Genomic DNA, 25,555 nt, shown 5'->3' with positions numbered 1-25,555 from the left:
ATTCCCGTCGCGGCGCCGGCGTGGTTCACGTGGCGCGCGAAAGCACTGCCTGGGGTGTACTGATCAGCGTGTCACCGCGTAGCGCGGCGGCGTGATCTCGCTGACGCCCGCCACGCGCGCTAGTGCATCCAGATCGCGCGGCGCGACCCAGCCCTGCACCACGTCCAGCGCCGGCACCGCGCTGGTTTGCCGCAAGCCGGCTTGTTCCAGCGCCGCGACCAGCGCCGGCGTCACCACGTCGGCATGCACGTAAACCTGCAGGCGCCCGGCGGCATCCGCGCGCACGCTGCCGCGCGCGTAGTCGGCGGGCGCGGCGCCACCGAGCAGCGCGGCGGCGGCGGCGCGCAACGCCGGCGCGACGGGAGCCGGCGCGCGCGGCGCGGCGTCGCTTGAATTCGCTGCGTTCATCGCCGACGCCAGCGGCGGCTCGGGGCGATCGGGCGCGGGTTGCAAGGCGCAGGCACCCAGTGCGCCCAACAACACGAGCAGCAGCGGCAGGCGCGCGCGCTCATGGGCAAGGCTTGAATGCGGCAACTTCATGCTCATCGCGATTCTCCATGGTGCCCAGTCTAGGACTTGGGCGCGGCACGCCGTGACGCACTGCGCCGCAGCAGCGCGGCCAGGGCCTCGGCCAGCACCGCGCCGGTGATGGGCTTGCGCAGAAAACCGTCCATGCCGGCCGCGGCAACGAGATCGGCCTCGTCGCCACCCGAGCGCGCCGAGATCGCCAGGATCGGCAGATGCGCGCCCTCGGCTTCGCGCGCGCGCAACAAGCGCGCCACGGCAAAACCGTCAACGCCAGGTAGATCCAGATCCAGCAGCAGCGCATCGGGTTGCCAGTCGTGCAGCAGGCTCAGCGCCGCGAGGCCATCGGCCGCGTGACGCAACTGGTGCCCTTGCGCTTCGAGCAGGCCCTGCAACACGGCCACCACGGTGGGGTCATCCTCGACCAGCGCCAGTTGCAGCGGCGGCACGCTGGCAGCGTCGAGGATCGCTGCGCCAGGCTGCGCCGACGCGCGCTGCAGCGGCAGGCGCAGGCAGAAGTGACTGCCTCGCCCAGGCTGCGATTCGAGTTCCAGCGTGCCGCCCATCATCTCGGTCAGCTCGCGGCTGATGGCCAGGCCCAGCCCGCTGCCGGCGCTGCGCTGCGGCCCGTCGGCCTGCTCGTAGCGGCGGAACAGGCGCGTGCGCAGCTCGGTATCGATGCCCGGCCCGGTGTCGGCCACGGTGAAGCACAAATGCTCATCCGCGACGGACAACCCCAGCCGCACCTCGCCCTGCGCGGTGAACTTGAGTGCGTTGCCGAGCAAATTGAACAGGATCTGCTTGACGCGCAGCACATCGCCCAGCACGCGGTGCGGCAACGTGGCCGGCTCCATGTCCACCAGGAAAGCCAGGCCCTTGGCCGCCGCCAGCGGGCGCTCGGCCTCGGCCAGCTCGAAGATCAGCACCAGCGGATCGTAGGCGGTGATTTCGAGCTGCATGCGCCCGGCCTCGATGCGCGCCAGATCCAGTGCGTCGTTGACCAGCTTTTGCAGCAGGCCGCCGGAACGCGCGATGGCCTGCGCGTAGCCGCGCTGGCGCGCGTCAAGGGCCGTGCCCAGCAGCAGTTCGCTCATACCCAGCACGCCGGTCATCGGGGTGCGGATTTCGTGCCCGAGCTCGGCCAGGAAGCGCGTCTTGCTGGCGCTGGCCTGCTCGGCCACGCGCCGCCGTTCCTCGGCCAGCAACATGCGCTGCTGCTGCGCCAGACGCCGCCGCCACAGCAGCGCCAACGTCGCCAGCAGCAGCAGCGCCAGCAGCACATAACCCGCCCACGCCCATGGCGTCGCCCAGGGCGGCGCGGCCACCTCGACACGCAACGGCGCGGCCGCGCCCCAGGGACCGCCACTCATCACCTGCGCCTGCAACTCCAGTTGATAGTGGCCGGGATCGAGGCGACCGAAATTCTGCGCACCCTCGGCGCCCACCTCGACCCAGTTGTGACTCCACGGTCGCAGGCGAAAGCGGTAGCGCACGCGCGCCGGGCTCAGGTACGACAGTGCGCGCGCGGTGACGCCGAGCTCGCGCGCGCGCCAACCCAGGCGCAAGGCGCCATCGACCGGCAGCAGCGCCTGCGCATGCCCCTCGCCAGTGGCCACGATGCGCGTCAACAGCGGTGTCGGCGCCGGCACCGTGGGCGCGCGCCGCAGCGGCGCGAAGCCGAGCAGGCCACCGCGCACCGCCGTGAACAGGCTGCCGTCGGCGCCGCGCACGAAGCCGGGCGCGCTGGCGCGCAACCCGGCCAGCGCGGACTCCTCGTCGAAGCGGTCCACGCGTCCGTCGCGCGGGTCATAGCGCATCAGGCCGCGCAGCGTCGACGCCCACACGCGTCCCGCGGCGTCCACCGCCAGCGCCAACACGCGCGCACCCGGCCAGCCCCGGGCCGCGGCGATGTTGGCGCGCAACCGCGCACGGCCATCGGCGGCGAGCCGGTACTCCTGCAGCCGCCCCTTGCGCGCCAGCCAGAAACCGCTGGGCGTGAACGCGATGGCATCGACCACGCCGGGCGCGACGCCGGGGACGGCGCGCAGCGCGCCAGCGGCGTCGAGACGATCCAACCCGGCCACCGAACCGCGCCACAGGCGCCCGTCATGCACCGCCAACGCCTCGGTTTGCTGCTCGGCCGTGCTGGACGTCGGCGTCGCCACCGCGCTGACCGCCAGCGTGCGCAAGTCCACGCGCCCGACGCCGTGCATCGGATCGGCGAAATACAGCGCGCGCTCACCATCCAGCACGATCAGCGCGATCCCCGAGCCGGCCGTCAGCGGCCACGGCGGCGACAGCTTCCGCCAGTGCGAAGCGCGCCGACGCACGTACAAATCCCCACCGGCGCTGAGCCACAGCCGGCCCCGCGCATCTTCGGCCAGCGCATCGACGCGGATCGGCCGCGGCAGCGGCGACGGCAGATTTCGCACCGCGCCCGTGGCGGGATCGAGGCGTCCGATCCAGCCCTGCGCGTTGCCCAGCAGCACGCTGTGGTCGGCACCCTTGCACAACGCGGTGAAAGCGCCAAAGGGCAGGCTGCGCGGATCATCGGGCAGGTGCCGGAACAGACTGAAGGCGCGCCAGTCCGGCGGCAGATAGGCCAGCCTGCCGCTGTTCGAGCTCAGCCACAGACCACCCTCGCGATCGCGCAGCAGGCCGATGATGCGCCCCTCCGGCAATCCTCCGCGCAGTTGCGGCTGCGGCGGGAACAGGCTCCAGCGCCCGGCCGCATCGCGGTAGCGCAGGCCGTTGTTGCAAGCCAGCCACAAACCACCCGCGCCATCGGTGACGCTGCTGTAGCACACGCCGCCGCCGCCGGGCACTGGCAGCGCCTGCGGTGCGGCGCCATCGGTCGCGGCGGCATGCTCGATCAGATACAGGCCGCGCGTGGTCACCGCGCGCAGGCTCGCGCCCTGCCCGGCGATCGACAACACCACCGCGCGCTGGCCATCGGGAAAATGCACGTGCTGGATGCGGCCATCGGCGCGGCGCACGTCCAGCCCGGCCAGGGTGCCGATCCACAGATTCCCGTCCGGCGTGGCATGCAGGCTGAGCACGACATCCGACACCAGGCTGCTCGCATCACCCTTGTGGTGGCGCACTTGCGTGATGTGGCCGCGCGGACCCAGTCGCGCCAGACCGCCGGCGTAGGTACCCACCCAGATCGCGCCATCCGGCGTCTGCGCCAACGCGAACACGTCGTTGGCGCCGAGGCTGTGCGCGTCACCGGGCTTGTGTACCCAGCGCTGGAAACCGTAGCCGGGAATGTAGTGCAGCAGCCCGGTACCCTCGCCGCCGGCCCACAGCCCGCCCTTGGCGTCGACCAGCAGCGCCGAGATGTCATTGCCGGGCAGCGAATGCGCGTCGCTGGTGTCGTGGCGGAACACCTTGAAGTGCACGCCGTCGTAGCGCACCAGCCCATCGCGCGTGCCAATCCAGATGAAGCCGGCGTGGTCTTGCACGGCCATGTAGGTGCCGGCATCGGGCATGCCGTCGCGGCGATCGTAATCGCGGAATTGCGGGATCGGCAACAGCGTGCGCGGCGGCGCGGCAAAGGCACTCACGTCCGGCGCCGACGCGGCGCTGACCTGCGCGCAAGTCAGCGCCAACGCCAGCATGCACGCGAGCCGCCACCTCCCGCGTCCCGCCCGCCGCTTGAGCCACGATCCGTTCATAGGTCTCCCTGCGCCGGCATGATGCCATTACCCATGCCGGGTCGGGCGGGCGCTGGACGCGTGCCGTGAAATCACTGTTCACCGCCCGCGCACGCTGGCATGGCCATAATGCGCGGAGTTTCAGCCACGGAACCCGCGATGCGAGCGCCAATACTGTGCTGCCTGCTGTTGCTCGGCTGCCTGCTGGCGCCGCTGACGCGGGCGGCCGAGTACCGCTTCGACCCGGTGCATAGCGCGCTGGTGTTTTTCGTCGATCACGACGGTTACAGCGACGCCGTGGGACGGCTGAAAATCGCGCGCGGCTGGTTTCGCTTCGATGAAAAGAACTGGGCGGCATCCAAGGTCGTGGCTGATATCGCGCTGGGCTCGGTGGACATGGATGACAAGGGTTGGGACCGCGTGGTGGCCGGCACGGATTTCCTCGACGCCAAGGCGCGCCCGTATGCGCACTTCGTCAGCACCTCGGTGGAGAAAACCGGGCTGGACACCGGCATCCTCTACGGCCAGCTCACCCTGCGCGGCCACACCGAGGGTCTGGCCTTTCCGTTCCGTTTCAACAAGCGCGCGTTCACCATTTACGGCCTGCACACGGTGGCCGGCTTCACCGGCATCGCCACGCTGGACCGCAAACTGTGGGGCATGGATGCGTTCGACAGCGTCGTGGGAGTGAAGGTGAAAGTGCTGCTGGAAATCGAAGGCATCGAGGATGGCGGCGCCGAACGCGATTACCAGCGCGCCGTCGCGGTGTCCAAGCCAGGAGACGCGCGATGAACTGGCGCAGCACCGCGCACCACTGGGGCGTCATCGCCAAGACATTCCACTGGCTGGTGGCGCTGGGCATCTTCGCGCTGGCCGGCATCGGCTTGTACATGGTCGACATGCCGCTGGGCATGGCCAAGCTCAAGGTGTATCTGCTGCACAAGGCGCTGGGCGTGACCGTGCTGGCGCTGGTGCTGTTGCGCCTGCTGTGGCGGTTGTTCGATCGCCACCCACACTATCCGGCGGACATGCCGCGCTGGCAGGTGGGCGCGGCGCACGCCAGCCACGCGCTGCTGTATCTGCTGTTGCTGCTGCTGCCGATCTCGGGCTGGGTATACAACTCGGCCTCGGGATTTCCGCTGCCATGGTTCGGGTTGCTGCAATTGCCGGCGATCGCGCCGGTTTCCAAGTCGCTGGCGCACGTGGCGCTGAACGTGCACGAGACCGCGTTCTGGGTGCTGGCGGTGGTGGTGCTGCTGCATATCGCGGCGGCGCTGGATCATCACTTCCGGCATCGCGACACGGTGCTCGCGCGCATGCTGCCGTGGCGCTACCGCGGCCGCGTATCGAATACCCGAGGAGATACCCCATGAAGCGCTTGCTGATTCGTTCCACCGCAGCGTTCGCGATGCTGCTCGCCACACTGCTGGCGCCCGCCGCGCAGGCGCAGAGCTGGGCGCTGCAGCCGGGCAGCACGCTGGGCTTCAGCACCACCTTCGAGGGCGCGCGGTTCAGCGGCCAGTTCAGGCAGTTCAGCGCGGTCATCGCGTTCGATCCGGCGCACCCGCAGACCTGCACGCTGCAGGCGAGCATCCAGCTCGCCAGCGCGAATACCGACAACGCCGACCGCGACAAGATGCTGCCCACGACGGATTTCTTCGACGTCGCGCATTTTCCGCAGGCGCATTACCAGGGCGGCCAGTGCCAGCCCGACGGTCCCGCTGGAAGCTACCGCGCGCAGGGCACGCTGACGCTGCGCGGGGTGAGCAAGCCGGTGCCGCTGAGCCTGCACTTCAGCATGCGAGGCAAGAGCGCGCTGCTGACGCTCGACGCCACGGTACCGCGCCTGGCTTTCGAGGTGGGCAGCGGGCAGTGGGCCAGCGCCAGCGCGATCGGCCTGGATGTGGCGGTGCACGGCATCTTGAAGCTGGCGCCGGGCGGCTGAGATCGCTCGCCTCTCAGTGTGGCAAGCGCACCATCTGCGTGCCGCTGAATCGATCGTGCAGCGTGCGCCGCGCGCGATCGAACAGCAGCGCCGCGTAGTCGATCAGCCACAGCGCGGCGACCGCCAGCAAGGCCACGCGCGGCGCCCACAGATAACCCAGCAGCAATGCCAGCAATGGCAGCGCCGCGCTACCGGCGCGCAGCAGCGCGCGTCCAACGCGCGGCGCCGCGGACGTGCCAACCGCGACCACGCGCAGGCGCCAGGCGCGCGCACCGATGGTTTGCCCACCCAGCGTCCACGACAGCACGAAGTAGGCGCACACCACGCCCAGTTGCAGCAGTTGATACAGCAGCGGCACCTGCGCATGGCCACCGTGCATGCCGATCAGCCGCGCCTGCGTGGCCAGTTGCGCGGACAGCGCCACCACCAGCAGCAGCGCGAGCACGATCAACAAGTCATACTGCAACGCGGCGAGACGGCGCGGGATCGAGGCTGGCTGCGGTGTGGTGATCGACATGCCGGGACCGGCTTGCGGCGCGCGCGCGCCGGGGCCAGCATCCTGCCATGGAACCCGACGCACGCCGCGCAACCACGCGCACGACACCCCACGCCGCGCCGCGCGGCAAGCCCGCGCCCACCGCGCTGACAGCCGCCGATCACGCCGGCATCGAGCGTTTTCTGGAACAATTGTGGGCCGAGGACGGGCTGGCCGATCGCACCCTGGCCGCGTATCGCAACGATCTGGGCAGCTTCGCGCGCTGGCTGGCGCCGCAAGGCATCGCGCTGAGCGAAGCCGGACGCGAGGCGATCCTGCGCTACCTTGGCGAACGCGGCGCGCGCGGGCTCAAGGCGCGCAGCAACGCGCGCCTGATCTCGACCTTGCGCCGCTTCCACGCCGCGCGCCTGAAGGCCAACGGCGGCGGCGAAGATCCCACCGCGCTGCTGGATTCGCCCAAACTGCCGCGCGGCTTGCCCAAGGCGCTGGGCGAGCGCGAGATCGAGTCCTTGCTGGCCGCGCCCGACACCGCCACGCCACTGGGCCTGCGCGATCGCACCCTGCTGGAGTTGATGTACGCCTGCGGCCTGCGCGTCAGCGAGCTGGTCAACCTGCCGCTGGCCGCGCTCAACCTGCGCCAGGGCGTGCTGCGCATCGACGGCAAGGGCGGGCGCGAACGTCTGGTGCCGATCGGTGAGGTGGCGATGGATTGGCTGGAGCGCTATCTGCGCGAGGCGCGCCCGCTGCTGGCCGGCGCGCGTCGGCCCGAGGCGCTGCTGCTCACGCGCCGCGCCAGCGGCATGACCCGGCAGATGGCGTGGACGCTGATCAAGCGCCACGCGCGCAAGGCCGGCATCCCCGCGCAACGCATCTCACCGCACGTGCTGCGCCACGCCTTCGCCACGCACCTGCTCAACCACGGCGCCGACCTGCGTGCCGTGCAGATGCTGCTCGGCCACGCCAGCCTGTCGACCACGCAGATCTACACCTTGGTCGCGCGCGAGGGACTCAAGCGCCTGCACGCGCGGCATCATCCGCGCGGCTGACGCGCGATCGACCCGGCAACGCCGCCGGCTCCCGGCCCGGCGCCGCGTACCGACCGCGGTGACGCTGCAAGGGGCGATGGAGCGCCGCATTCTTTTTGCCGTCATCTCCGCGCAAGCGGGGATCCAGCGGATCTTGCGCGGCGTTTGTCTGGATCCCGGCTCGGCGCTGCGCGCCGTCCGGGATGACGTCACAAAGAAAGGGTGCCGGCCCGGCAGGACAGGCCGGCCCGGCGCCGCGTACCGACCGCGGTGACGCTGCAAGGGGCGATGGAGCGCCGCATTCTTTTTGCCGTCATCACCGCGCAAGCGGGGATCCAGCGGATCTTGCGCGGCGTTTGTCTGGATCCCGTCCTGGAATCGCGGGGAGTCACCCGCGCGGCGCGTCCGGCTGCGCATCCGGCGCGGCGCGGCGGAACGCCTCCAGCGCCATGCACGCGGCGTGGATGCGGCGCACGGTGGGAAACGGCGTCAAGTCCACGCCCCAGCGCTGCGCGCTGAGCACTTGCGGCACCAGGCAGCAATCGGCCAGCGTGGGCCGATCGGCCTCGCAGAAACTGCCGGTGGACGGGTGCTCGGCCAGCGTCGTTTCCAGCGCCTCGAAACCGCTGCCGATCCAGTGCTGCATCCAGCGCTGGCGCTCGACCTCGGGCACGGCGAACTCGCGATCGAGATACTTCAGCACGCGCTGGTTGCCCAGCGGATGCATGTCGCAGGCGATGCCCAGCGCGATCGCGCGCACGCGCGCACGGTCGCGCGCCACCGGCGGCAGCAGCTTGCTCTCGCCGTCGTAGGCCTCGTCCAGATACTCGATGATCGCCAGCGACTGGCGAAACACGCGCTCACCATCAAGCAGCGTGGGCACCAGCCCCTGCGGATTGAGCCGGCGGTATTCGGCGCTGTGCTGCTCGCCCTCGCCGGCGACCAGATTGACCGTGCGCAACTCGTAGGCCAGCCCCTTGAGGTTGAGCGCGATGCGCACGCGAAACGCGGCGCTGGAACGCCAGTAGCTGTACAGAACCAGCGGACTGCTCATGGATCACCTCGGACGAAAACGGCGGCTGCGCCGCGCATCGCGCATTGAATCACGCGCATGCCGCCGTGCGTAGCACGATTTGCAGTTGCACTGCAGCAATTGCGAGACTGCGCACCTGTGACTGCTGCGACCACCACGCGCTCCCGCATCGTCATTGCCACGCAAGCCCGAAACGCCACGCCACAGCGCAGTGGATCATCCATGGCTTTCAAGCCGTGGCAGGCACTGGATCTCCGCCCCCGCCTTCGCGGGGGCAGGCTCTGCGCGGAGATGACGAGCCGCAAGCACCCTCCAGCCAGACCAGTCGGAAGCCCCCCATGATCCTTTCTCCGCATGACCGACCTCGACCTGCGCGGCAAGCGCGTGCTGATCCGGGAAGGCGAGCCGGCGGCTTTGGCGCGCTGCTTTGAATAGCAGTGCGCGCCGGCGAGCGCCCGGCCAGGACGGCCGGGCCGAACAGCGCACCATGGACGGTTGCTGGCGCAGACTCACGCGCTTGCCCTCCCTTTTCCCACCCTGACCCGGAGCCCCCATGTCCTTTCTCCGCATGACCGACCTCGACCTGCGCGGCAAGCGCGTGCTGATCCGGGAAGACTTGAACGTGCCGCTCAAGGACGGCCGCATCACCTCCACGCAGCGACTGCAGGCCGCGCTGCCCACGTTGCGCGCGGCGCGCGATGCCGGCGCGCGCGTGCTGGTGCTGTCGCATCTGGGCCGACCCAGCGAGGGCGTATTCGAGGCCAGCGAATCGCTGGCGCCGGTCGCTGATTGGTTGAGCAAGGCATTGGGCCAGCCGGTGCGGCTGCAACGCGATTATCTCGACGGCGTCACGGCGGTGCCCGGCGAGATCGTGCTGCTGGAAAACTGCCGCATGAATCCCGGTGAGGGCAAGGATGACGCCGCGCTGGCGGCGAAGTACGCCGCGCTGTGCGACATCTTCGTCATGGACGCCTTCGGCACCGCGCACCGCGCGCAGGCCTCGACGCACGGCGTGATTCTGGCGGCGAAAATCGCCTGCGCCGGACCGTTGCTGGCGGCCGAGCTGGATGCGCTGGGCCGCGCGCTGCGGCACCCGGCCAAGCCGCTGCTGGCGATCGTCGCCGGCGCCAAGGTGTCGACCAAGCTGACCCTGCTGGAGAACCTCATCGGCAAGGTCGATCAGCTCATCGTCGGCGGCGGTATCGCCAATACCTTTCTCGCCGCGCAGGGCCTGCCGGTGGGCAAATCGCTGTGCGAGCCGGATCTGATCGAGGCCGCGCGGCGCGTGCTGGCCAGCGCGCAGGCGCGCGGCGCGGACGTGCCGCTGCCGGTGGACGTGGTGGTGGCGCCGCGCTTCGCCGCCGACGCGCCGGCCACGGTCAAGCCGGTGGCGCGGGTCGGCGCCGAGGACATGATCCTCGACATCGGCCCCGAGACCGCCGCGCACTACGCGGCGCTGATCGCGCGCGCCGGCACGGTGCTGTGGAACGGGCCGGTCGGCGTGTTCGAGTTCGATGCCTTCGGCCACGGCACGCGGACGCTGGCGCAGGCCATCGCCACCGCGCCGGCGTTTTCCATCGCCGGCGGCGGCGACACCCTGGCGGCGGTGGACAAGTACGGCATCGGCGATCGCGTCGGCTACATCTCCACCGGCGGCGGCGCGTTTCTGGAATTCCTCGAAGGCAAGGAGCTGCCCGCGGTGACCGCGCTGCGCCAGCGCGCGCGGGGCTGAGCCGTGCCGCCCAGCCTGTGGCTGTTCGATCTCGACGGCACGCTGATCGATTCCGCGCCCGGCATCCACGCCAGCATCGACCACGCGCTGACCGGCGTCGGACGGGCGCCGCTGGCGGATGCGCGATTGCCGGACTGGATCGGACCGCCACTGCGCGAAAGCTTCGCGCGCCTGCTGCCCGATGCCGCCGCGGTGGAAACCGCCGTCACGCTGTACCGCGAGCACTACGCCGCGCGCGGCTGGGCCGGGCACCGCGTGTATCCCGGCATCCCCGAGTTGCTGCAACAACTCGCTGACCGTGGCGCACGGCTGGCGGTGGTCACCAGCAAGGTCGAATGCTACGCGCGCCAGATCGTGCACGCCGCGCCCTGGGGCCGCGACTTCACCGCCGTGTATGGCGTCAGCGAGGCCAGCGCGCATTCCGAGAAAGCCGCGCAGATCGCACAGGCGCTGCGCGATTTCGCGGTGCCCGCGATGGACGCGGTCATGCTCGGCGACCGCCACTACGACATCGAAGGCGCACGCGCTTGCGGCGTACGCGCGATGGGCGCGCTATGGGGCTACGGCACGCGCGCCGAGTTGATGCGGGCCGGCGCCGACGCCTTGGTCGAGTCCCCCGCCGCGCTGGCACAATGGGCCTCTTTGGGCGTATCGCCCGCACTCCGCGAGGACTCCCGCGCATGACCACCTTGCTCGTCACCGGCGGCGCCGGCTTCATCGGCGGCAACTTCGTGCTCGAAGCGCTGCGCCAACCCGGCATGCGCGTGATCAATCTGGACAAGCTCACCTACGCCGGCAATCTGGACACGCTGGCGGTGCTGCGTGGCAATCCGCAGCACGTGTTCGTGCGCGGCGACATCGGCGATCGCGCGCTGGTCGCGCGCCTGCTGGCCGAGCACGCCGTGGATGCGGTGCTCAACTTCGCCGCCGAATCGCACGTCGATCGCTCCATCGACGGTCCGGCCGAGTTCGTGCAAACCAACGTGGTCGGTACGCTGGCGCTGCTCGAGGCGGCGCGCGACTACTGGAAAGCGCTGCCGCTGGCGCGTCAGGACGGGTTTCGCTTTCTGCACGTGTCCACCGACGAGGTGTACGGCTCGCTGGGTCCGCTCGGCGCCTTCACCGAGACCACGCCGTATGCGCCCAACTCGCCCTATTCGGCGTCCAAGGCAGCATCCGATCACTTGGTGCGCGCCTTCCACCACACCTATGGCCTGCCCACGCTGACCACCAACTGCTCGAACAATTACGGGCCGTACCAGTTTCCGGAAAAGCTCATCCCGCTGACCCTGCAGAAGGCCTTGGCCGGCGAAGCGCTGCCGGTGTACGGCGATGGCCGCAACGTGCGCGACTGGCTATACGTGGGCGACCACTGCGCCGCCATCCGCCGCGTGCTGGAAGCCGGGCGCGTGGGCGAGACCTACAACATCGGCGGCAACTCGGAGCGCGAGAATATCCAGGTGGTGCGCGCCATCTGCGCGCTGCTGGATGCGCGCCAGCCACTGGCGGACGGGCGCCGCCGCGAGAGTCTGATCAGCTTCGTCAAGGACCGCCCCGGCCATGATCGCCGCTACGCCATCGACGCCAGCAAATTGCAGCGCGAACTGGGCTGGGCGCCAGCGCACGATTTCGAGCATGGGCTGGCACGCACCGTGGACTGGTATCTGGAAAACCAGTCCTGGGCGCGGCGCGTGCTCGACGGCAGCTATCGCATGCAGCGCCTCGGCGCGCGGTGAGGAGCACGACATGAGCACGCACGACACGCGCAAGGGCATCATCCTCGCCGGCGGCTCCGGCACGCGCCTGTATCCGATCACCCAGGCGATCAGCAAACAACTGCTGCCGGTGTACGACAAGCCGATGATCTACTACCCGCTGGGCACGTTGATGCTGGCCGGCATCCGCGAGGTGCTGATCATCAACACCCCGCACGAGCAGGCCATGTTCCAGCGCCTGCTGGGCGACGGCAGCCAGTGGGGCATGCGCATCGCATACGCCGCGCAGCCCTCGCCGGATGGCCTCGCGCAGGCCTACCTGATCGGCCGCGAATTCGTCGCCGCGCAGCCCTCGTGCCTGATCCTCGGCGACAACCTGTTCTACGGCCACGGCTTCACCGAGCAACTGCGTGCCGCTGGCGCGCGCACCCTGGGCGCCACCGTGTTCGGCTACTGGGTACGCGATCCCGAGCGCTACGGCGTGGCCGAGTTCGATACCAATGGCCGCGTGGTCGGGCTGGAGGAAAAACCCGCGCAGCCGCGCTCCAACTATGCCGTCACCGGCTTGTATTTCTACGACGGTCGCGCCAGCGATTTCGCCGCCAGCCTGAAACCCTCGCCGCGCGGCGAGCTGGAAATCACCGATCTCAACCGCTGCTATCTGCGCGACGGTTCGCTGATGCTGGAAAAACTGGGCCGCGGCTACGCCTGGCTGGATACCGGCACGCACGAATCGCTGGTGCAGGCGTCCAACTACATCGAAACCATCGAGAACCGGCAGGGGCTGAAGGTGTGCTGCCCCGAGGAAATCGCGTACCTCAATGGCTGGATCGACCGCGCGCAGCTCGAACGTCTGGCCGCGCCGCTGGCCAAGACCGGCTACGGCCAGTATCTGCTGGCGCTGGTCCGCGAAACCGAGCGCCCGCAGTGAAGCGCATCGATACCGAGCTGCCCGGCGTGTGCATCCTCGAACCGGATGTGCATGGCGACACGCGCGGGTATTTTTTCGAGAGCTTCCACGCCGCCAAGTTCGCCGCGCTGGGGCTGGATCTGCACTTCGCGCAAACCAATGTCTCGCGCTCGGCATACGGCGTGCTGCGCGGTCTGCATTATCAGTGGCCGGGCGCGCAGGGCAAGCTGGTCGGCGTGCTTGAAGGCGAGGTGTGGGACGTGGCGGTGGACATCCGCCGCGGCTCGCCCACGTTCGGGCGCTGGACGGCGGCGAGCCTCGGCGCCGAAAACCATCGGCTGTTCTGGATTCCAGAAGGCTACGCGCACGGCTTTTGCGTGCTCAGCGCGCACGCCACCTTCATGTACCAGTGCACCACGCTGTACGACGCCTGCGCCGACGCCAGCGTGCGCTGGGACGACGAGGAACTCGCCATCGCCTGGCCGCTGCACGCGCCACTGCTCTCGGCCAAGGACAGCGCTGCCCCGCGCCTGCGCGAGATCGATGCCGCGCGCCTGCCCGAATACCGCGCATGAAGATTCTGCTGCTGGGCGCGGGCGGGCAGGTGGGCTTCGAGCTGATGCGCGCGCTGGGGCCGCTGGGCGCGCTGTTGCCGGCCACGCGCGACGGCACGCTGCCGGGTGGCGCGCGCTGCCGCGTGGCCGATCTTGGCGCGGATGCATCCACGCTGCGCGCGCTGCTGGATGACGCCGCGCCGGATCTGATTGTCAACGCCGCCGCCTACACCGCCGTCGATCGCGCCGAGGATGAGCCCGCGCTGGCACGGCGCATCAACGCCGAGGCCGTGGACACGCTGGGGCGCTGGGCCGCCACGCGCGGCGTGCCGGTCATCCACTACTCCACCGATTACGTGTTCGATGGCAGCGGCCAGCGCGCGTGGCGCGAGGATGATGCGACCACGCCACTGGGCGTGTACGGCGCCAGCAAACTGGCCGGCGAACAGGCGTTGCGCGCCAGCGGCACGCCACACCTGATTCTGCGCACCGCCTGGGTGTACGCCGCGCGCGGTCGCAATTTCCTGCGCACCATGCTGCGCCTCGCCGCCGAGCGCGACACCTTGCGCGTGGTCAGCGACCAGTTCGGCACGCCCACGCCGGCGCGGCTGATCGCCAACGCGACCGCCGCGATGCTGGCGCGCATCACGCCGCGCGGGCGCTTCGCCGCGGACACGCCCTGGGGCACGTATCACCTCACCGCCAGCGGCCACACAAGCTGGCATGGTTTCGCCACCATGCTGCTGCAGGCGGCGCATCGCGCCGAATTGATCGCGCGCATGCCATCCGTGCAGGCGATCACCACGGCCGAGTATCCGACCCGCGCGCAACGCCCGGCCTGGTCGGTGCTGGATTGCACTCACGCGCAGCAAACCTTCGCCCTGCATCTGCCGCCGTGGCCGGTGGCGCTGGATGCCGTGATCGGGGAGTTGGCCGGCTGCGGCACGCGGGGGTAGTTCGCTGAAGCGGGAGTGTTCGCGCTTGCGTGAACGATCGCTTTTGCCTTTGACTGCGCAAGGTTGCCCGGCGCTGCGCGCCATCCTTCGGCAGGCTCAGGACAGGCTGCTGTCCAGAGGCGAGGAGGATGGGGCCTTGGCAAGCTCGGGGTGACAACCGCAAGGCCCTCATACGAAATTGCGATCCAATGTCGAGAATGATCAGGCTGTCATTCCCGCGCAGAGCCTGCCCCCTCCATTTCTCATCCCCGCGCAGGCGGGGATCCAGAACGTGAAATCGTGCGGCGAAGTCACTGGATCCCCGCCTGCGCGGGGATGACGAGCCGACTTGCACGGGGGTGACGAGCCAACTTGGGGGATGACGAGCCAACTTGCGCTGGGATGACGAGCCAAAACGGCCTGGCCGTTCGCTCGAAGAATCTGGTCTTGTTGAATGCACATTGATGTCAGGGCGCGATACGCGTGCCATCCCCTGCTGGCAGAATGCGCAGGTCACGCGCCGAGCCGAACGGATGGAACGCATCACCGCCCGCCAGTTGTTCGAAAAAGTCAACGAGCGCCTCGCGCTGCGTTGGGTGGCCGGCGTGCGCGGCGAGAGCCGCTTGCTTGAGCCCAGCGCCGGGCGCGAACGCCGACCGTCCCTGGTGGGCTATCTCAATGTGATCTACCCCAATCGCGTGCAGATCGTTGGCAGCGAGGAACTGGCTTATCTTGACGGGCTGGAGCCGCGCCAGCGTTGGGAAACGCTGCAAAAGATCTTCGTGCATCGCCCGGTGGCGGTGATCGTGACCAAGGATCAGGCCGTACCGGCGGACTTGCGTGAAGCCGCCGAGGACAGCGACACACCACTGTGGATCAGCGCGCAGCGCGGGCACGAAATCTACACCTGGCTGCAGTACCACCTGACGCGCGTGCTGGCGCGCGCGCAAACCCTGCACGGCGTGCTGATGGAGATCTACTCGATCGGCGTGCTGGTGACCGGCGAACCGGGCACCGGCAAGAGCGAGCTGGCGCTGGACCTGATCACGCGCGGACATCGTCTGGTGGCCGACGACGCGCCCGAGTTCAGCCTGATCGCGCCGGACGTGATCGACGGCGCCTGCCCGGAGCTGCTGCGCGATCTGCTGGAAGTGCGCGGGCTCGGCGTGCTCAACGTGCGCGAGATGTACGGCCACACCGCGGTGAAGGATTCCAAGTATCTGCGCCTGGTGCTGCACCTGCTGCCCTCTGGCGAGCACAGCGGCGATCGCGACGGCATGCAGCGCCTCACCGGCGTGCTCGGCCAGCGCGAGATCCTCGGAGTCAGGATGCCGCAGATCACCATCCCGGTGGCGCCGGGGCGTAATCTTGCGGTGCTGGCCGAAGCCGCGGTGCGCAATCACATGCTGAAGAGCAAGGGCATCGACCCCGCGCAGACCTTCATCGATCGCCAAGCGCACCAGATGCAGAAGCTGCCGCCATGGTGAGCGTGATCGATGCTAACGCACCGCGTTTGATGGTGCTCAGTGGTCTGTCCGGCGGCGGCAAGACGGTGGCCTTGCGCACTCTCGAAGACCTCGGTTTTTACTGCGTGGACAACCTGCCCGCGGCGCTGATTCCGGCGCTGGCTGATGCGCTCACCGCCGGCAATGGCGGCCCGCAGCGCATCGCGGTGGGCATCGACGTGCGCACGCAGGGCGACGATCTCACGCGCATGCCGGGCGTGCTGGCGCAACTGGCCGCGGCGGGCACGCCGGCCGAACTGGTGTTCCTGCACGCGCGCGACGAGGTGCTGATCAAGCGCTATTCGGAAACGCGGCGGCGCCATCCCCTGTCCGCGCAGGGCTTGTCGCTGGCCGGAGCGATCGCGCGCGAGCGCACGCTGCTGAAACCGCTGAGCGCGATCGCCGAGCGCCAGATCGACACCAGCGAGCTCAACGTGCACCAGTTGCGCCGGCTGATCGCCACCAGCTACGGGCTGCGTGGCGATGGGCTGACACTGCTGTTCGAGTCCTTCGCGTTTCGCCGCGGACTGCCGCCGGATGCCGATTTCGTGTTCGACGCGCGCTGCCTGCCCAACCCGCACTGGGATCCGGCGCTGCGTCCGCTGTCGGGACGCGACGCCGCGGTGCGCGCCTATCTCGATGCGCAGCCGCTGGCGCAGCAATTCGCGCAGGATCTGGAGCAGATGCTGGAGCGCTGGCTGCCGCACTTCGTGCAGGAGGACCGCAGCTACGTCACGGTCAGCATCGGCTGCACCGGCGGACGTCACCGCTCGGTGTATCTGGCCGAGCGCCTGACCGAGCACTTCCGCGAGCGTCACACGCAGGTGCTCACCTTTCATCGCGAGCTGGAATGACCATGGCCAGCGGCATCCTGCTCGTCACCCATGCCGGCGTGGCCACGGCGCTGATCGCCGCCGCGCGCCACGTGCTGGTGCAACTGCCGGACACGCTGGACAGCGTCGAGCTGCCCGCCGATGCCGATCCCGAGCAGTCGCTGCGAGAAGCCACGCGGCACGCCGCCAGCCTTGATCAGGGCGCGGGCGTGCTGGTGCTGTCCGACCTGTACGGCGCCACGCCCTGCAACATCGCGCAGCGCCTCAGCGAACACCGCGCGCGTCTGCGCTGGGTCGCCGGCCTTAACTTGCCCATGCTGCTGCGCGTGCTCAACTACGCCGCGCGCCCGCTCGACGAGCTGGCTGAAATCGCCGTCAGCGGTGGTCACACCGGCATCCGCATCGACCACGAACCCTGCTGAGCGCGTCGACGCACCCGCAGCGCTGGCATCACGGCGCGCACCATCGCACACTTGCACATTCCCATGGAGTTGCCATGACCACTGCTTCATTCACCCGCGAACAACTGCTGGCCTGCGGCCGCGGCGAGTTGTTCGGCCCCGGCAACGCGCGCCTGCCGCTGCCCAACATGCTGATGATGGATCGCATCACCAGCATCTCGGATACGGGTGGCGCGCAGGGCCGCGGTTATATCGAGGCCGAGTTCGATATCCATCCGGATCTGTGGTTTTTCGGCTGTCACTTCGAGGGCGATCCGGTCATGCCGGGCTGCCTCGGACTGGACGCACTGTGGCAACTGGTGGGTTTTTTCCTGGCCTGGCAGGGGCTGCCCGGGCGCGGCCGCGCGCTCGGCGTCGGCGAGGTGAAGTTTTCCGGTCAGGTGCTGCCCACGGCGCGCCTGGTGACTTATCAGATCGACATGCGCCGGGTGATGCGCCACAAGCTGGCCATGGCCATCGGCAATGGCCGCATGCTGGTCGACGGGCGTCCGATCTACGCGGCCAGCGATCTGCGCGTCGGCCTGTTCACCGACACCACGGGCTTCTGAGCATGAGCGACAAACGCATCGTCATCACCGGCATGGGCATCGTTTCGTGCCTGGGCAACGACGCGGACACGGTCAGCGGCGCGCTGCGCGACAGCCGCAGCGGCATCGGCCACGTGCCCGAATACGTCGAAATGGGCCTGCGCAGTCATGTCGCCGGCGTACCACGGATCGACCTCGACGCCGCCATCGATCGCAAGCTCAAGCGCTTCATGGGCGATGCCGCGGCCTACGCCTGCGTGGCCATGCAGGATGCCATCGTCGATGCCGGGCTGACGCCCGAGCTGGTGCGCAGCGTGCGTAGCGGCCTGATCGCCGGCTCCGGCGGCGGCTCGCCGGCCAGCCAGATAGAAACCGCCGACCTGTTGCGCACGCGCGGTGTGCGCCGCGTCGGCCCGTACATGGTGCCGCGCTCGATGTGCTCGACGGTGTCGGCGGGTCTGGCCACGGCCTTCGGCATCCGTGGCATCAGTTATTCGCTGTCGGCCGCCTGCGCCACCTCGGCGCACTGCATCGGCGCCGCCGCGCAGCAGATTCGGAGCGGCGCGCTGGACGTCGTGTTCGCCGGCGGCGGCGAGGAAGTGCACTGGGGCATGACCGCGCAGTTCGACGCCATGGGCGCGCTGTCCACGCACTTCAATGACACCCCGGCGCGCGCCTCGCGCCCTTACGACGCCACGCGCGACGGCTTCGTCATCGCCGGTGGCGGCGGCATGCTGGTGCTGGAAGACCTCGAACACGCGCGGCGCCGCGGCGCGCGCATCCATGCCGAGCTGGTCGGCTATGGCATCAGCTCTGACGGCGCCGACATGGTCGCGCCCAGCGGCGAGGGCGCGGTGCGCTGCATGCGCATGGCGCTGGATGCGGCCGGCGGCAACATCGACTATGTCAACACCCATGGCACCTCCACGCCACTGGGCGACATCACCGAGCTGGACGCGCTGCGCGAGGTGTTCGGCGCGCAGTGCCCGCCGCTGTCCTCGACCAAGGCGCTCAGCGGCCACTCGCTGGGCGCGGCCAGCGTGCACGAGGCGATCTACTGCCTGCTGATGCTGCGCGACGGTTTCATCGCCGGCTCGGCGCACATCGACACGCTGGACGAACGCGCCGCCGACATGCCCATCGTGCGCGCCTCGCGCGCCGCCACGCTGGATACGGTGCTGTCCAACAGCTTCGGCTTCGGCGGCACCAATGGCAGTCTGGTGTTGCGGCGGTTTCGCGGGTGAGGCGAAAGGAAACGTGAGACGTGAATCGGGAGCAGATAGTCGAGCGAGCTTGCAATTTTCGGCTGCCACCCCGAGCACGGCGCGGGATCCCGGCGCTCGACACGGACTGGGAACGGCAAAGCCGCTGCTGCACGCGCTGCGCGTGGCCGATGGCGCGGACCGTACGCGCCACGAGGATTACCTCCCCGCCGCCGCGATGAGATCGCGCGCCGGGCTGGACCGCGTGCGCGTCAGACCGCATGCTAGTCGTCATTTCTTTCCGCGGCAGCAGCATGATGCGCGAACGCGAAACCATCATCAGCAACCGACTCGGCATGCATGCGCGCGCCGCCGCCAAGCTGGTGCAAACCGTGCAGGGCTTCCAGGCCAAGGTCTGGCTGCGCGCCAAGGGCCACGAGGTCGACGCGCGCAGCATCATGGGCGTGATGATGCTGGCCGCCGGCACCGGCACTCCGCTGGGCGTGCGCGCCGAGGGCATTGACGAAGCCGCCGTGCTGGATGCGGTCATCGATCTGGTCGAGCGCAAGTTCGACGAAGGCGCCTGAGTCCATGTCGCATGCGTCCATCCGCCAGGTGCTCGAAGGCCAGCGCGCGGCGCCGGGCATGGCGCTGGGGCGTGTGCGCCTGCTGCAACCAAGGCGCCATGCCATCGACGACAGTCTGCTGCGCGCCGAGGACGTCGCGGCCGAGCTTGAACGCCTTGACCTGGCAATGACGCGCGCGCGCGGCGAGCTCGCCGAGTTGCGCCAGCGCCTGCACGGCGCGCTGGCACGCGAGGCGCAGCCCTTTCTCGATACCCATGCGTTGATCCTCGACGACCCCGAACTGCGCGCCGGTCTGGACGACATGATCCGCAGGGGCCGCTTCCGTGCCGCCGCCGCGCTGCAGGCGCAGCGCGACCGTCTGGTGCAGGTGTTTCGCAGCATGGATGATCCCTACCTGCGCACGCGCGAGGACGATGTGCAGCATGTGATCGCGCGCGTGCTTGATGCGCTGGAGCACGATGGCAGCAGCGAGGAGCACCGTCTGGCCGCACGTCTGGGCGAGATTCTGGTGGCCGAAAACCCATCGCCCGCCGAGGTGGCGAGCATGGCCGAGCTGGGCCTGCGTGGGATCATCGCCAGCGGCGGCAGCGCCTATTCGCACGCCGCTATTCTGGCGCGCAGCCTGCACCTGCCGATGCTGTGCTCGGTGCCCGGTGCCGACAGCAGCCTCGGCGATGGCGATCTGGTGCTGCTCGATGGCGAGCGCGGCATCGCCATCGCCCACCCCACCGCGCAAGATCTCGGCAGCCTGCGCCAGTGGCAGCGCGAGCAGGCCGCGCGCGGGCGCCTGCCGCCGCTGCCGGCGATCCCGGCGCAGAGCCGTGATGGCGAGTTGATCGCGCTTTATGCCAACGCCGAGCTGCCCGCTGAAGTCGCCGAGGCGCGCGCGCTGGGCGCCATGGGCGTGGGCCTGTACCGCACCGAATTGCTGTACCTGCGCAAGCAAACCTTGCCCGACGAGGACGAACAATTCGCCGCGCTGCGCGAACTGCTGCACGTGCTGGACGGCGCGCCAGTCACACTGCGCACGCTCGACCTGGGCGCCGACAAGGCCATCGGCACCGGGCTGGACATGCCGGCCGAGGCCAACCCGGCGCTGGGCGTGCGCGGCGTGCGCCACGCGTTGCGTCATCCAGAAATCCTGCGCACGCAATTGCGCGCCATGCTGCGCGCGGCGAGCCTGGGACCGCTGCGCATCCTGCTGCCGATGGTCACCCTGCCCGAGGAAATGGCCGCGGTGCGCGCGCACGCGCTGGATTGCCTCGCCAATCTCAAGGCCGCGGGTGCGCAGGTGCCCGACGTGCTGCCACCGCTAGGCGCCATGGTCGAGGTGCCGGCTGCCGCGCTGGGCGTGCGCGCGCTGCTGGCCGAGGCGGATTTCCTCGCCATCGGCACCAACGATCTGGCGCAATACGTACTCGCGACCGATCGCAACCTCGGCGCACTGTCCGCGCTTTACGATCCGCGCCACCCGGCGCTGCTGCGCCTGATCGCCGGCGTCGCCATCGCCGCGCACCGCGCCAACAAACCGCTCAGCGTGTGCGGCGAGATCGCCGGCGATCCCATGGCGGTACCGCTGCTGCTGGCACTGGGTATCCGCGAGCTGTCGATGGCGCCAACACGGCTGGCGCAAGCGCGTGCCGCGGTCGAGGCCACGCACTGCGCGCAACTGCGCGCGCTGGTGCCGCGCCTGCTGCGCGCCGGATCGCGCGGCGAAATGGAAGCGCTGCTGTGCACGCTCGGCAATCGCTGAGTGCACGCACCGCTTGATCGCGCGCATCAACGAACACTCGCCCCGTGGCTTCGCTGCGCTCACTCATCCATGATCAGCCGCCGGGCAAGGTTGCCTTGTTCCTTTCCGTTCGGGGAAAGTAACCAAAGCCATTTACGCGGCGGCCTGCGCCCTGCTTGCGCGAGATCCTTCGTTTCTATTTGCGCGCGGTGGCGCGACGCGAGCCGCGCGCGCGCTCCGTCGTGGTCGCGGCCGAGTTCAACGGCGCCGCCTGCGCGGTATCCAGCAGGGCTTGCAATAGCGCGCCGCGGTAGCGTCCGCGCGCCAGCACCAGCGACAGCTCGCGTCTCAAGTCCAGAAACGGTGTCGACAGGATGATCAGCTCACCCGCCGCCAGCTCGGCACGCACCGCCACGCGCGGCAGGCAGGCCACGCCGAGTCCGGCCAGCACCGCCTGCTTGATCGCCTCGCTGTTGCCCAGTTCCAGCACGGTGACGCCGGTAGGCAGGCGCGTCAGCTCGCGCTCGACCAGGGCGCGCGTGGCCGAGCCGTGCTCGCGCAGAATCCAGCGCGCGCCGGAGAAATCCGCGGGCGCCAGGCGCTTGCGCTGCGCCAGGGGGTGACTGGGTCGCGCGCACACGCACAACGCATCCTCGCGCCATGGCAACGCTTCCAGCCCGCTGCGCGCGGCCGGGCCTTCGACGCAACCGATATCGAGCGAATAATCCAGCACGCGCTCCAGCACCGTTTGCGTGTTGTCCACCAGCAGTTGCACCGAGGCCTGCGGGTGCAGCGCGATGAAACCACCCAGCAATTCGCCGACGCGATAGCTGCCCACCGTGTTGCTGGCGCCGATGCGCAACTCGCCCAGCAATTCGTCGGGGCTGGCGGCGGCGTTGCGTTCCAGCGCCTGCATGCGCACCAGTACCTCGCGCGCCTGCGGCAGCATGGCGCGACCGCGCGCGTTCAAGTGCAAACGCTGGCGCGCGCGATCGAACAGCACCACGCCGATGCGCCGCTCCAGCCCGGCCAGCGCCATGCTCGCGGCGGGCTGGGTGAGGTGCAATTGCTCGGCCGCGGCGCGCACGCTGCCCAGCGCGGCGACGGCGACAAACACTTCGAGCTGACGTGGACTGATGCCGATCATTGCGCAGCAGCATAGCCGCAAAGCGCGACCATCCCGTGCGCGAGGTCAGAGTCAGACCAACATCTCGTCCGACGCGCGCCTCCGCGCCAATGCTCAGGCGATTTTCTTGAAGCGCACGCGGTGCGGCTGCGCGGCTTCATCGCCGAGGCGGCGCTTCTTGTCAGCCTCGTATTCCTGATAGTTGCCAGCGAAGAATTCGAGGTGCGAATCGTCCTCGAAGGCAAGAATGTGCGTGGCGATGCGGTCGAGAAACCAGCGATCGTGCGAGACCACGATGGCGCTGCCGGGGAACTCCAGCAGCGCTTCTTCCAGCGCGCGCAGGGTTTCCACGTCGAGATCATTCGACGGTTCGTCCAGCACCAGCACGTTGCCGCCGCTCATCAGCGTCTTGGCCAGATGCAGGCGGCCGCGCTCGCCGCCGGAAAGCTGTCCGACCAGCTTCTGCTGATCCGCGCCCTTGAAGTTGAAGCGCCCCAGGTACGCACGCGAGGGCGTCTCGTACTTGCCCACGGTGATCATGTCGGCGCCGCCGGAAATCTCCTGCCACGCGCTCTTGCTGCCATCGAGCGCGTCGCGCGACTGATCGACGAAGGCCAGCTTCACCGTCGGGCCGATGATCAGCGCGCCGGCATCCGGCTGCTCCTGGCCCATGATCATCTTCATCAACGTGGACTTGCCGGCGCCGTTGGGTCCGATCACGCCGACGATGGCGCCGGGCGGAATCCTGGCGCTGAAATCGTCGATCAGCAGGTTGCCGGCGAAGCTCTTGCCGAGCTTGTTGAACTCGATCACCAGACCGCCCAGGCGCTCACCGGGCGGAATGTAGATTTCGTTGGTCTCGTTGCGCTTCTGGTGCTCGACCGAGTTCAGCTCCTCGAAGCGGTTGAGGCGCGCCTTACCCTTGGACTGGCGCCCCTTGGCCGACTGGCGCACCCATTCCAGCTCGCGTTCGATGGCCTTGCGCCGCGCGTTCTCGCCGGCTTCCTCCTGCTTCAGGCGTTGATCCTTCTGCTCCAGCCACGAGGAGTAGTTGCCCTTCCACGGAATGCCGCGGCCGCGATCCAGCTCGAGAATCCACTCGGCGGCGTTGTCCAGGAAGTAGCGATCATGGGTGACCGCCACCACGGTGCCGGTGAAGCTCTGCAGGAAGTGCTCCAGCCATTCCACCGATTCGGCGTCGAGGTGGTTGGTGGGCTCGTCCAGCAGCAGCATATCGAAGCGCCCGACCAGCAGTCGGCACAGCGCCACGCGGCGCTGCTCGCCACCGGAGACCTCGCCGATCTTGGCGTCCCAGGGCGGCAGGCGCAGCGCGTCGGCGGCGATCTCCATCTGCCGCTCCAGCGTGTGCGCATCACCCGCGGCGAGGATGCCTTCCAGTCGCGCCTGTTCGACGGCGAGCTTGTCGAAATCGGCTCCGTCCTCGCCATAGGCCGCGTACACGGTCTCGAGCTGCTTTTGCGCACCGAGGATCTCGGCAAAGCCCTCCTCGACGGTCTCGCGCACGGTCTTGGCTGGATCGAGATGCGGCTCCTGCGGCAGATAGCCGATCTTGATGCCGGGCTGCGGCCGCGCCTCGCCGTTGAACTCGGTATCGACGCCGGCCATGATGCGCAGCACCGTCGATTTGCCCGAGCCGTTCACGCCGAGCAGACCGATCTTGGCGCCGGGGAAAAAGCTCAGCGAGATGTCCTTGATGATCTCGCGCTTTGGCGGAACGATCTTGCTCACGCCGATCATGGTGTAGATGTATTGCATGGATGACTCCGAAGGTTGCATGACGCCCGGCGCGCGGGCGCGCGGCGCTGTTCCGCCAGGCACCTCGAACACTCTCATCTCGTCATTCCCGCGCAGGCGGGAATCGCTTCACAACAGCGAAGCTGGTCCTCGCTCCACAACAGTGAAGCCGGTAATCCAGCGGACGGCCAAGTGCTGGATGCCCGCCTGCGCGGTCATGACGATGGGTTGGAGGCGCCGCGCGGGACGGCATGGCGAGCTGCGCCGCGACCGCGACGCGCAATTATCCCCGAGCGCGCGTCGCGACGCCAGCGCCGCTAGGCGCAAACCCGCGCCTCCGTTAGACCTTTGCTCTTGCGCGACGGCTGCGCCGCGCCTCGCCCGAGGTTTCCCATGTTCCCCAGCACCATGCAGATTGCCGGCTACGACGACGAGCTGGCGCGTGCCATCGCCAGCGAGCGGCAGCGTCAGGAAGACCACGTCGAGCTGATCGCCTCCGAGAACTACGCCAGCCCGCGCGTGCTCGAAGCGCAGGGCAGCGTGCTCACCAACAAGTACGCCGAGGGCTATCCGGGCAAGCGCTACTACGGCGGCTGCGAGTACGTGGACATCGCCGAGCGCCTGGCCATCGAACGCGTCAAGGCGCTGTTCGACTGCGACTACGCCAACGTGCAGCCGCATTCGGGCTCGCAGGCCAATGCCGCGGTGTACTTCGCGCTGCTGCAACCGGGCGACACCATCCTGGGCATGAGCCTGGCGCACGGCGGTCATCTGACCCACGGCGCCAAGGTCAACCTCTCCGGCAAGATTTTCCACGCCGTGCAATACGGCGTCGACGCCAACGGGCTGGTCGATTACGCCGACATCGAACGCCTGGCGCAGGAACACCAGCCGAAAATGTTGGTGGCGGGCTTCAGCGCCTATTCGCGCGTGCTCGACTGGGCGCGCCTGCGCGCGATCGCCGACGGCGTGGGCGCGTATCTGTTCGTGGACATGGCGCACGTCGCCGGCCTGGTCGCCGCGGGCGTGTACCCCAGTCCGCTGCCGCACGCGCACGTGGTCACCAGCACCACGCACAAGACCCTGCGCGGCCCGCGCGGTGGCGTCATCCTGGCCAGCCGTAATGCAAGCGGTAGCGCCAGCGAGGATCTGCAAAAGAAACTGCAATCGATGATCTTCCCCGGCACCCAGGGCGGCCCACTGATGCACGTCATCGCGGCCAAGGCGGTGGCCTTCAAGGAAGCGCTGGAACCGGCGTTCAAGACCTATCAGGCGCAAGTCGTGAGCAACGCGCGCGCCAT

Annotated in this window: 24 protein-coding genes; 18 read left to right on the top strand and 6 right to left on the bottom strand. The window is 69.1% G+C overall.

From position 1 onward, the window contains the following. Nucleotides 1-63: 63 nt before the first annotated feature. Complete coding sequence (locus tag ACYDAT_RS10510) at nt 64-546, bottom strand: hypothetical protein (protein ID WP_461450005.1); 483 nt, start codon at nt 544-546, stop codon at nt 64-66. Nucleotides 547-569: 23 nt separating this feature from the next. Next, on the bottom strand, nt 570-4,145 hold the full coding sequence (locus tag ACYDAT_RS10505; protein WP_461450003.1) for a hybrid sensor histidine kinase/response regulator: 3,576 nt from the start codon (nt 4,143-4,145) through the stop codon (nt 570-572). A 195-nt stretch (nt 4,146-4,340) separates the two neighbouring features. Here ACYDAT_RS10505 and ACYDAT_RS10500 point away from each other — a divergent pair, with 195 nt between their 5' ends. From ACYDAT_RS10500 to ACYDAT_RS10490, 3 genes are read left to right on the top strand one after another with little or no spacing between them, the layout of a single operon-like run. Then, nucleotides 4,341-4,973 (top strand): YceI family protein, encoded by a 633-nt coding sequence (locus ACYDAT_RS10500; RefSeq protein ID WP_461439358.1) that lies wholly within the window; start codon nt 4,341-4,343, stop codon nt 4,971-4,973. After that, nucleotides 4,970-5,554 (top strand): cytochrome b, encoded by a 585-nt coding sequence (locus tag ACYDAT_RS10495; protein WP_461439359.1) that lies wholly within the window; start codon nt 4,970-4,972, stop codon nt 5,552-5,554. Before ACYDAT_RS10500 ends, ACYDAT_RS10495 begins: the two co-directional genes overlap by 4 nt. Continuing rightward, the gene (locus ACYDAT_RS10490; protein WP_461439360.1) at nt 5,551-6,126 is read left to right on the top strand and encodes a YceI family protein; all 576 of its coding nucleotides are present in this window, start codon (nt 5,551-5,553) and stop codon (nt 6,124-6,126) included. Before ACYDAT_RS10495 ends, ACYDAT_RS10490 begins: the two co-directional genes overlap by 4 nt. Before the next feature lie 13 nt (nt 6,127-6,139). On the opposite strand, the gene ACYDAT_RS10485 is transcribed toward ACYDAT_RS10490, so the two are convergent. Then, the gene (locus ACYDAT_RS10485; protein ID WP_461450001.1) at nt 6,140-6,643 is read right to left on the bottom strand and encodes an RDD family protein; all 504 of its coding nucleotides are present in this window, start codon (nt 6,641-6,643) and stop codon (nt 6,140-6,142) included. A gap of 47 nt (nt 6,644-6,690) precedes the next feature. Here ACYDAT_RS10485 and xerD point away from each other — a divergent pair, with 47 nt between their 5' ends. Next, on the top strand, nt 6,691-7,668 hold the full coding sequence (gene xerD, locus ACYDAT_RS10480; protein WP_461439362.1) for a site-specific tyrosine recombinase XerD: 978 nt from the start codon (nt 6,691-6,693) through the stop codon (nt 7,666-7,668). Nucleotides 7,669-8,035: 367 nt separating this feature from the next. Here the strand turns inward: xerD and maiA are convergent, their stop codons facing one another. Further along, the gene (gene maiA, locus ACYDAT_RS10475; RefSeq protein ID WP_461439363.1) at nt 8,036-8,701 is read right to left on the bottom strand and encodes a maleylacetoacetate isomerase; all 666 of its coding nucleotides are present in this window, start codon (nt 8,699-8,701) and stop codon (nt 8,036-8,038) included. Between the two features lie 532 nt (nt 8,702-9,233). On the opposite strand from maiA, the gene ACYDAT_RS10470 reads away from it, so the two are divergent. From ACYDAT_RS10470 to ptsP, 13 genes are all read left to right on the top strand, one after another. Beyond that, the gene (locus ACYDAT_RS10470) at nt 9,234-10,412 is read left to right on the top strand and encodes a phosphoglycerate kinase (protein ID WP_461449999.1); all 1,179 of its coding nucleotides are present in this window, start codon (nt 9,234-9,236) and stop codon (nt 10,410-10,412) included. 3 nt (nt 10,413-10,415) lie between these two features. Further along, entirely contained in the window at nt 10,416-11,096 is a 681-nt protein-coding gene (locus tag ACYDAT_RS10465) for an HAD hydrolase-like protein (RefSeq protein ID WP_461439365.1), read from the top strand. Beyond that, nucleotides 11,093-12,148: a dTDP-glucose 4,6-dehydratase gene (rfbB, locus tag ACYDAT_RS10460; RefSeq protein ID WP_461439366.1), complete on the top strand. Its 1,056-nt coding sequence runs from the start codon at nt 11,093-11,095 to the stop codon at nt 12,146-12,148. Before ACYDAT_RS10465 ends, rfbB begins: the two co-directional genes overlap by 4 nt. Before the next feature lie 10 nt (nt 12,149-12,158). Continuing rightward, the gene (gene rfbA / locus ACYDAT_RS10455) at nt 12,159-13,058 is read left to right on the top strand and encodes a glucose-1-phosphate thymidylyltransferase RfbA (RefSeq protein WP_461439367.1); all 900 of its coding nucleotides are present in this window, start codon (nt 12,159-12,161) and stop codon (nt 13,056-13,058) included. Further along, entirely contained in the window at nt 13,055-13,612 is a 558-nt protein-coding gene (rfbC, locus tag ACYDAT_RS10450; RefSeq protein WP_461439368.1) for a dTDP-4-dehydrorhamnose 3,5-epimerase, read from the top strand. The genes rfbA and rfbC overlap by 4 nt, the downstream gene beginning before the upstream one ends. Next, nucleotides 13,609-14,547, top strand: a complete 939-nt coding sequence (gene rfbD / locus ACYDAT_RS10445) for a dTDP-4-dehydrorhamnose reductase (protein ID WP_461439369.1) — start codon at nt 13,609-13,611, stop codon at nt 14,545-14,547. Before rfbC ends, rfbD begins: the two co-directional genes overlap by 4 nt. Before the next feature lie 512 nt (nt 14,548-15,059). After that, entirely contained in the window at nt 15,060-16,013 is a 954-nt protein-coding gene (gene hprK / locus ACYDAT_RS10440) for an HPr(Ser) kinase/phosphatase (RefSeq protein ID WP_461439370.1), read from the top strand. Further along, complete coding sequence (gene rapZ, locus ACYDAT_RS10435) at nt 16,007-16,885, top strand: RNase adapter RapZ (protein WP_461439371.1); 879 nt, start codon at nt 16,007-16,009, stop codon at nt 16,883-16,885. The genes hprK and rapZ overlap by 7 nt, the downstream gene beginning before the upstream one ends. A gap of 2 nt (nt 16,886-16,887) precedes the next feature. Then, nucleotides 16,888-17,286, top strand: a complete 399-nt coding sequence (locus tag ACYDAT_RS10430) for a PTS sugar transporter subunit IIA (protein ID WP_461439372.1) — start codon at nt 16,888-16,890, stop codon at nt 17,284-17,286. 74 nt (nt 17,287-17,360) lie between these two features. Further along, the gene (gene fabA, locus ACYDAT_RS10425; protein WP_461439373.1) at nt 17,361-17,873 is read left to right on the top strand and encodes a 3-hydroxyacyl-[acyl-carrier-protein] dehydratase FabA; all 513 of its coding nucleotides are present in this window, start codon (nt 17,361-17,363) and stop codon (nt 17,871-17,873) included. A 2-nt stretch (nt 17,874-17,875) separates the two neighbouring features. Further along, nucleotides 17,876-19,096, top strand: a complete 1,221-nt coding sequence (fabB, locus tag ACYDAT_RS10420; protein WP_461439374.1) for a beta-ketoacyl-ACP synthase I — start codon at nt 17,876-17,878, stop codon at nt 19,094-19,096. 275 nt (nt 19,097-19,371) lie between these two features. Continuing rightward, nucleotides 19,372-19,641: an HPr family phosphocarrier protein gene (locus ACYDAT_RS10415; protein ID WP_461439376.1), complete on the top strand. Its 270-nt coding sequence runs from the start codon at nt 19,372-19,374 to the stop codon at nt 19,639-19,641. Nucleotides 19,642-19,645: 4 nt separating this feature from the next. Then, nucleotides 19,646-21,394 (top strand): phosphoenolpyruvate--protein phosphotransferase, encoded by a 1,749-nt coding sequence (ptsP, locus tag ACYDAT_RS10410; protein ID WP_461449997.1) that lies wholly within the window; start codon nt 19,646-19,648, stop codon nt 21,392-21,394. 175 nt (nt 21,395-21,569) lie between these two features. Here the strand turns inward: ptsP and ACYDAT_RS10405 are convergent, their stop codons facing one another. Further along, nucleotides 21,570-22,520, bottom strand: a complete 951-nt coding sequence (locus ACYDAT_RS10405) for a LysR substrate-binding domain-containing protein (protein WP_461449995.1) — start codon at nt 22,518-22,520, stop codon at nt 21,570-21,572. A 93-nt stretch (nt 22,521-22,613) separates the two neighbouring features. Beyond that, nucleotides 22,614-24,275 carry an energy-dependent translational throttle protein EttA gene (ettA, locus tag ACYDAT_RS10400; RefSeq protein ID WP_461439940.1) on the bottom strand — a complete coding sequence of 554 codons (1,662 nt, stop codon included), beginning with the start codon at nt 24,273-24,275 and terminating at the stop codon, nt 22,614-22,616. 372 nt (nt 24,276-24,647) lie between these two features. On the opposite strand from ettA, the gene glyA reads away from it, so the two are divergent. Beyond that, on the top strand, nt 24,648-25,555 hold a 908-nt coding region (glyA, locus tag ACYDAT_RS10395), incomplete at its 3' end, for a serine hydroxymethyltransferase (RefSeq protein ID WP_461449993.1).

Source organism: Metallibacterium sp. (assembly GCF_054637675.1).
Note: the sequence above shows the minus strand (reverse complement) of the source record. Positions and strands in the feature narration are given on the sequence as shown.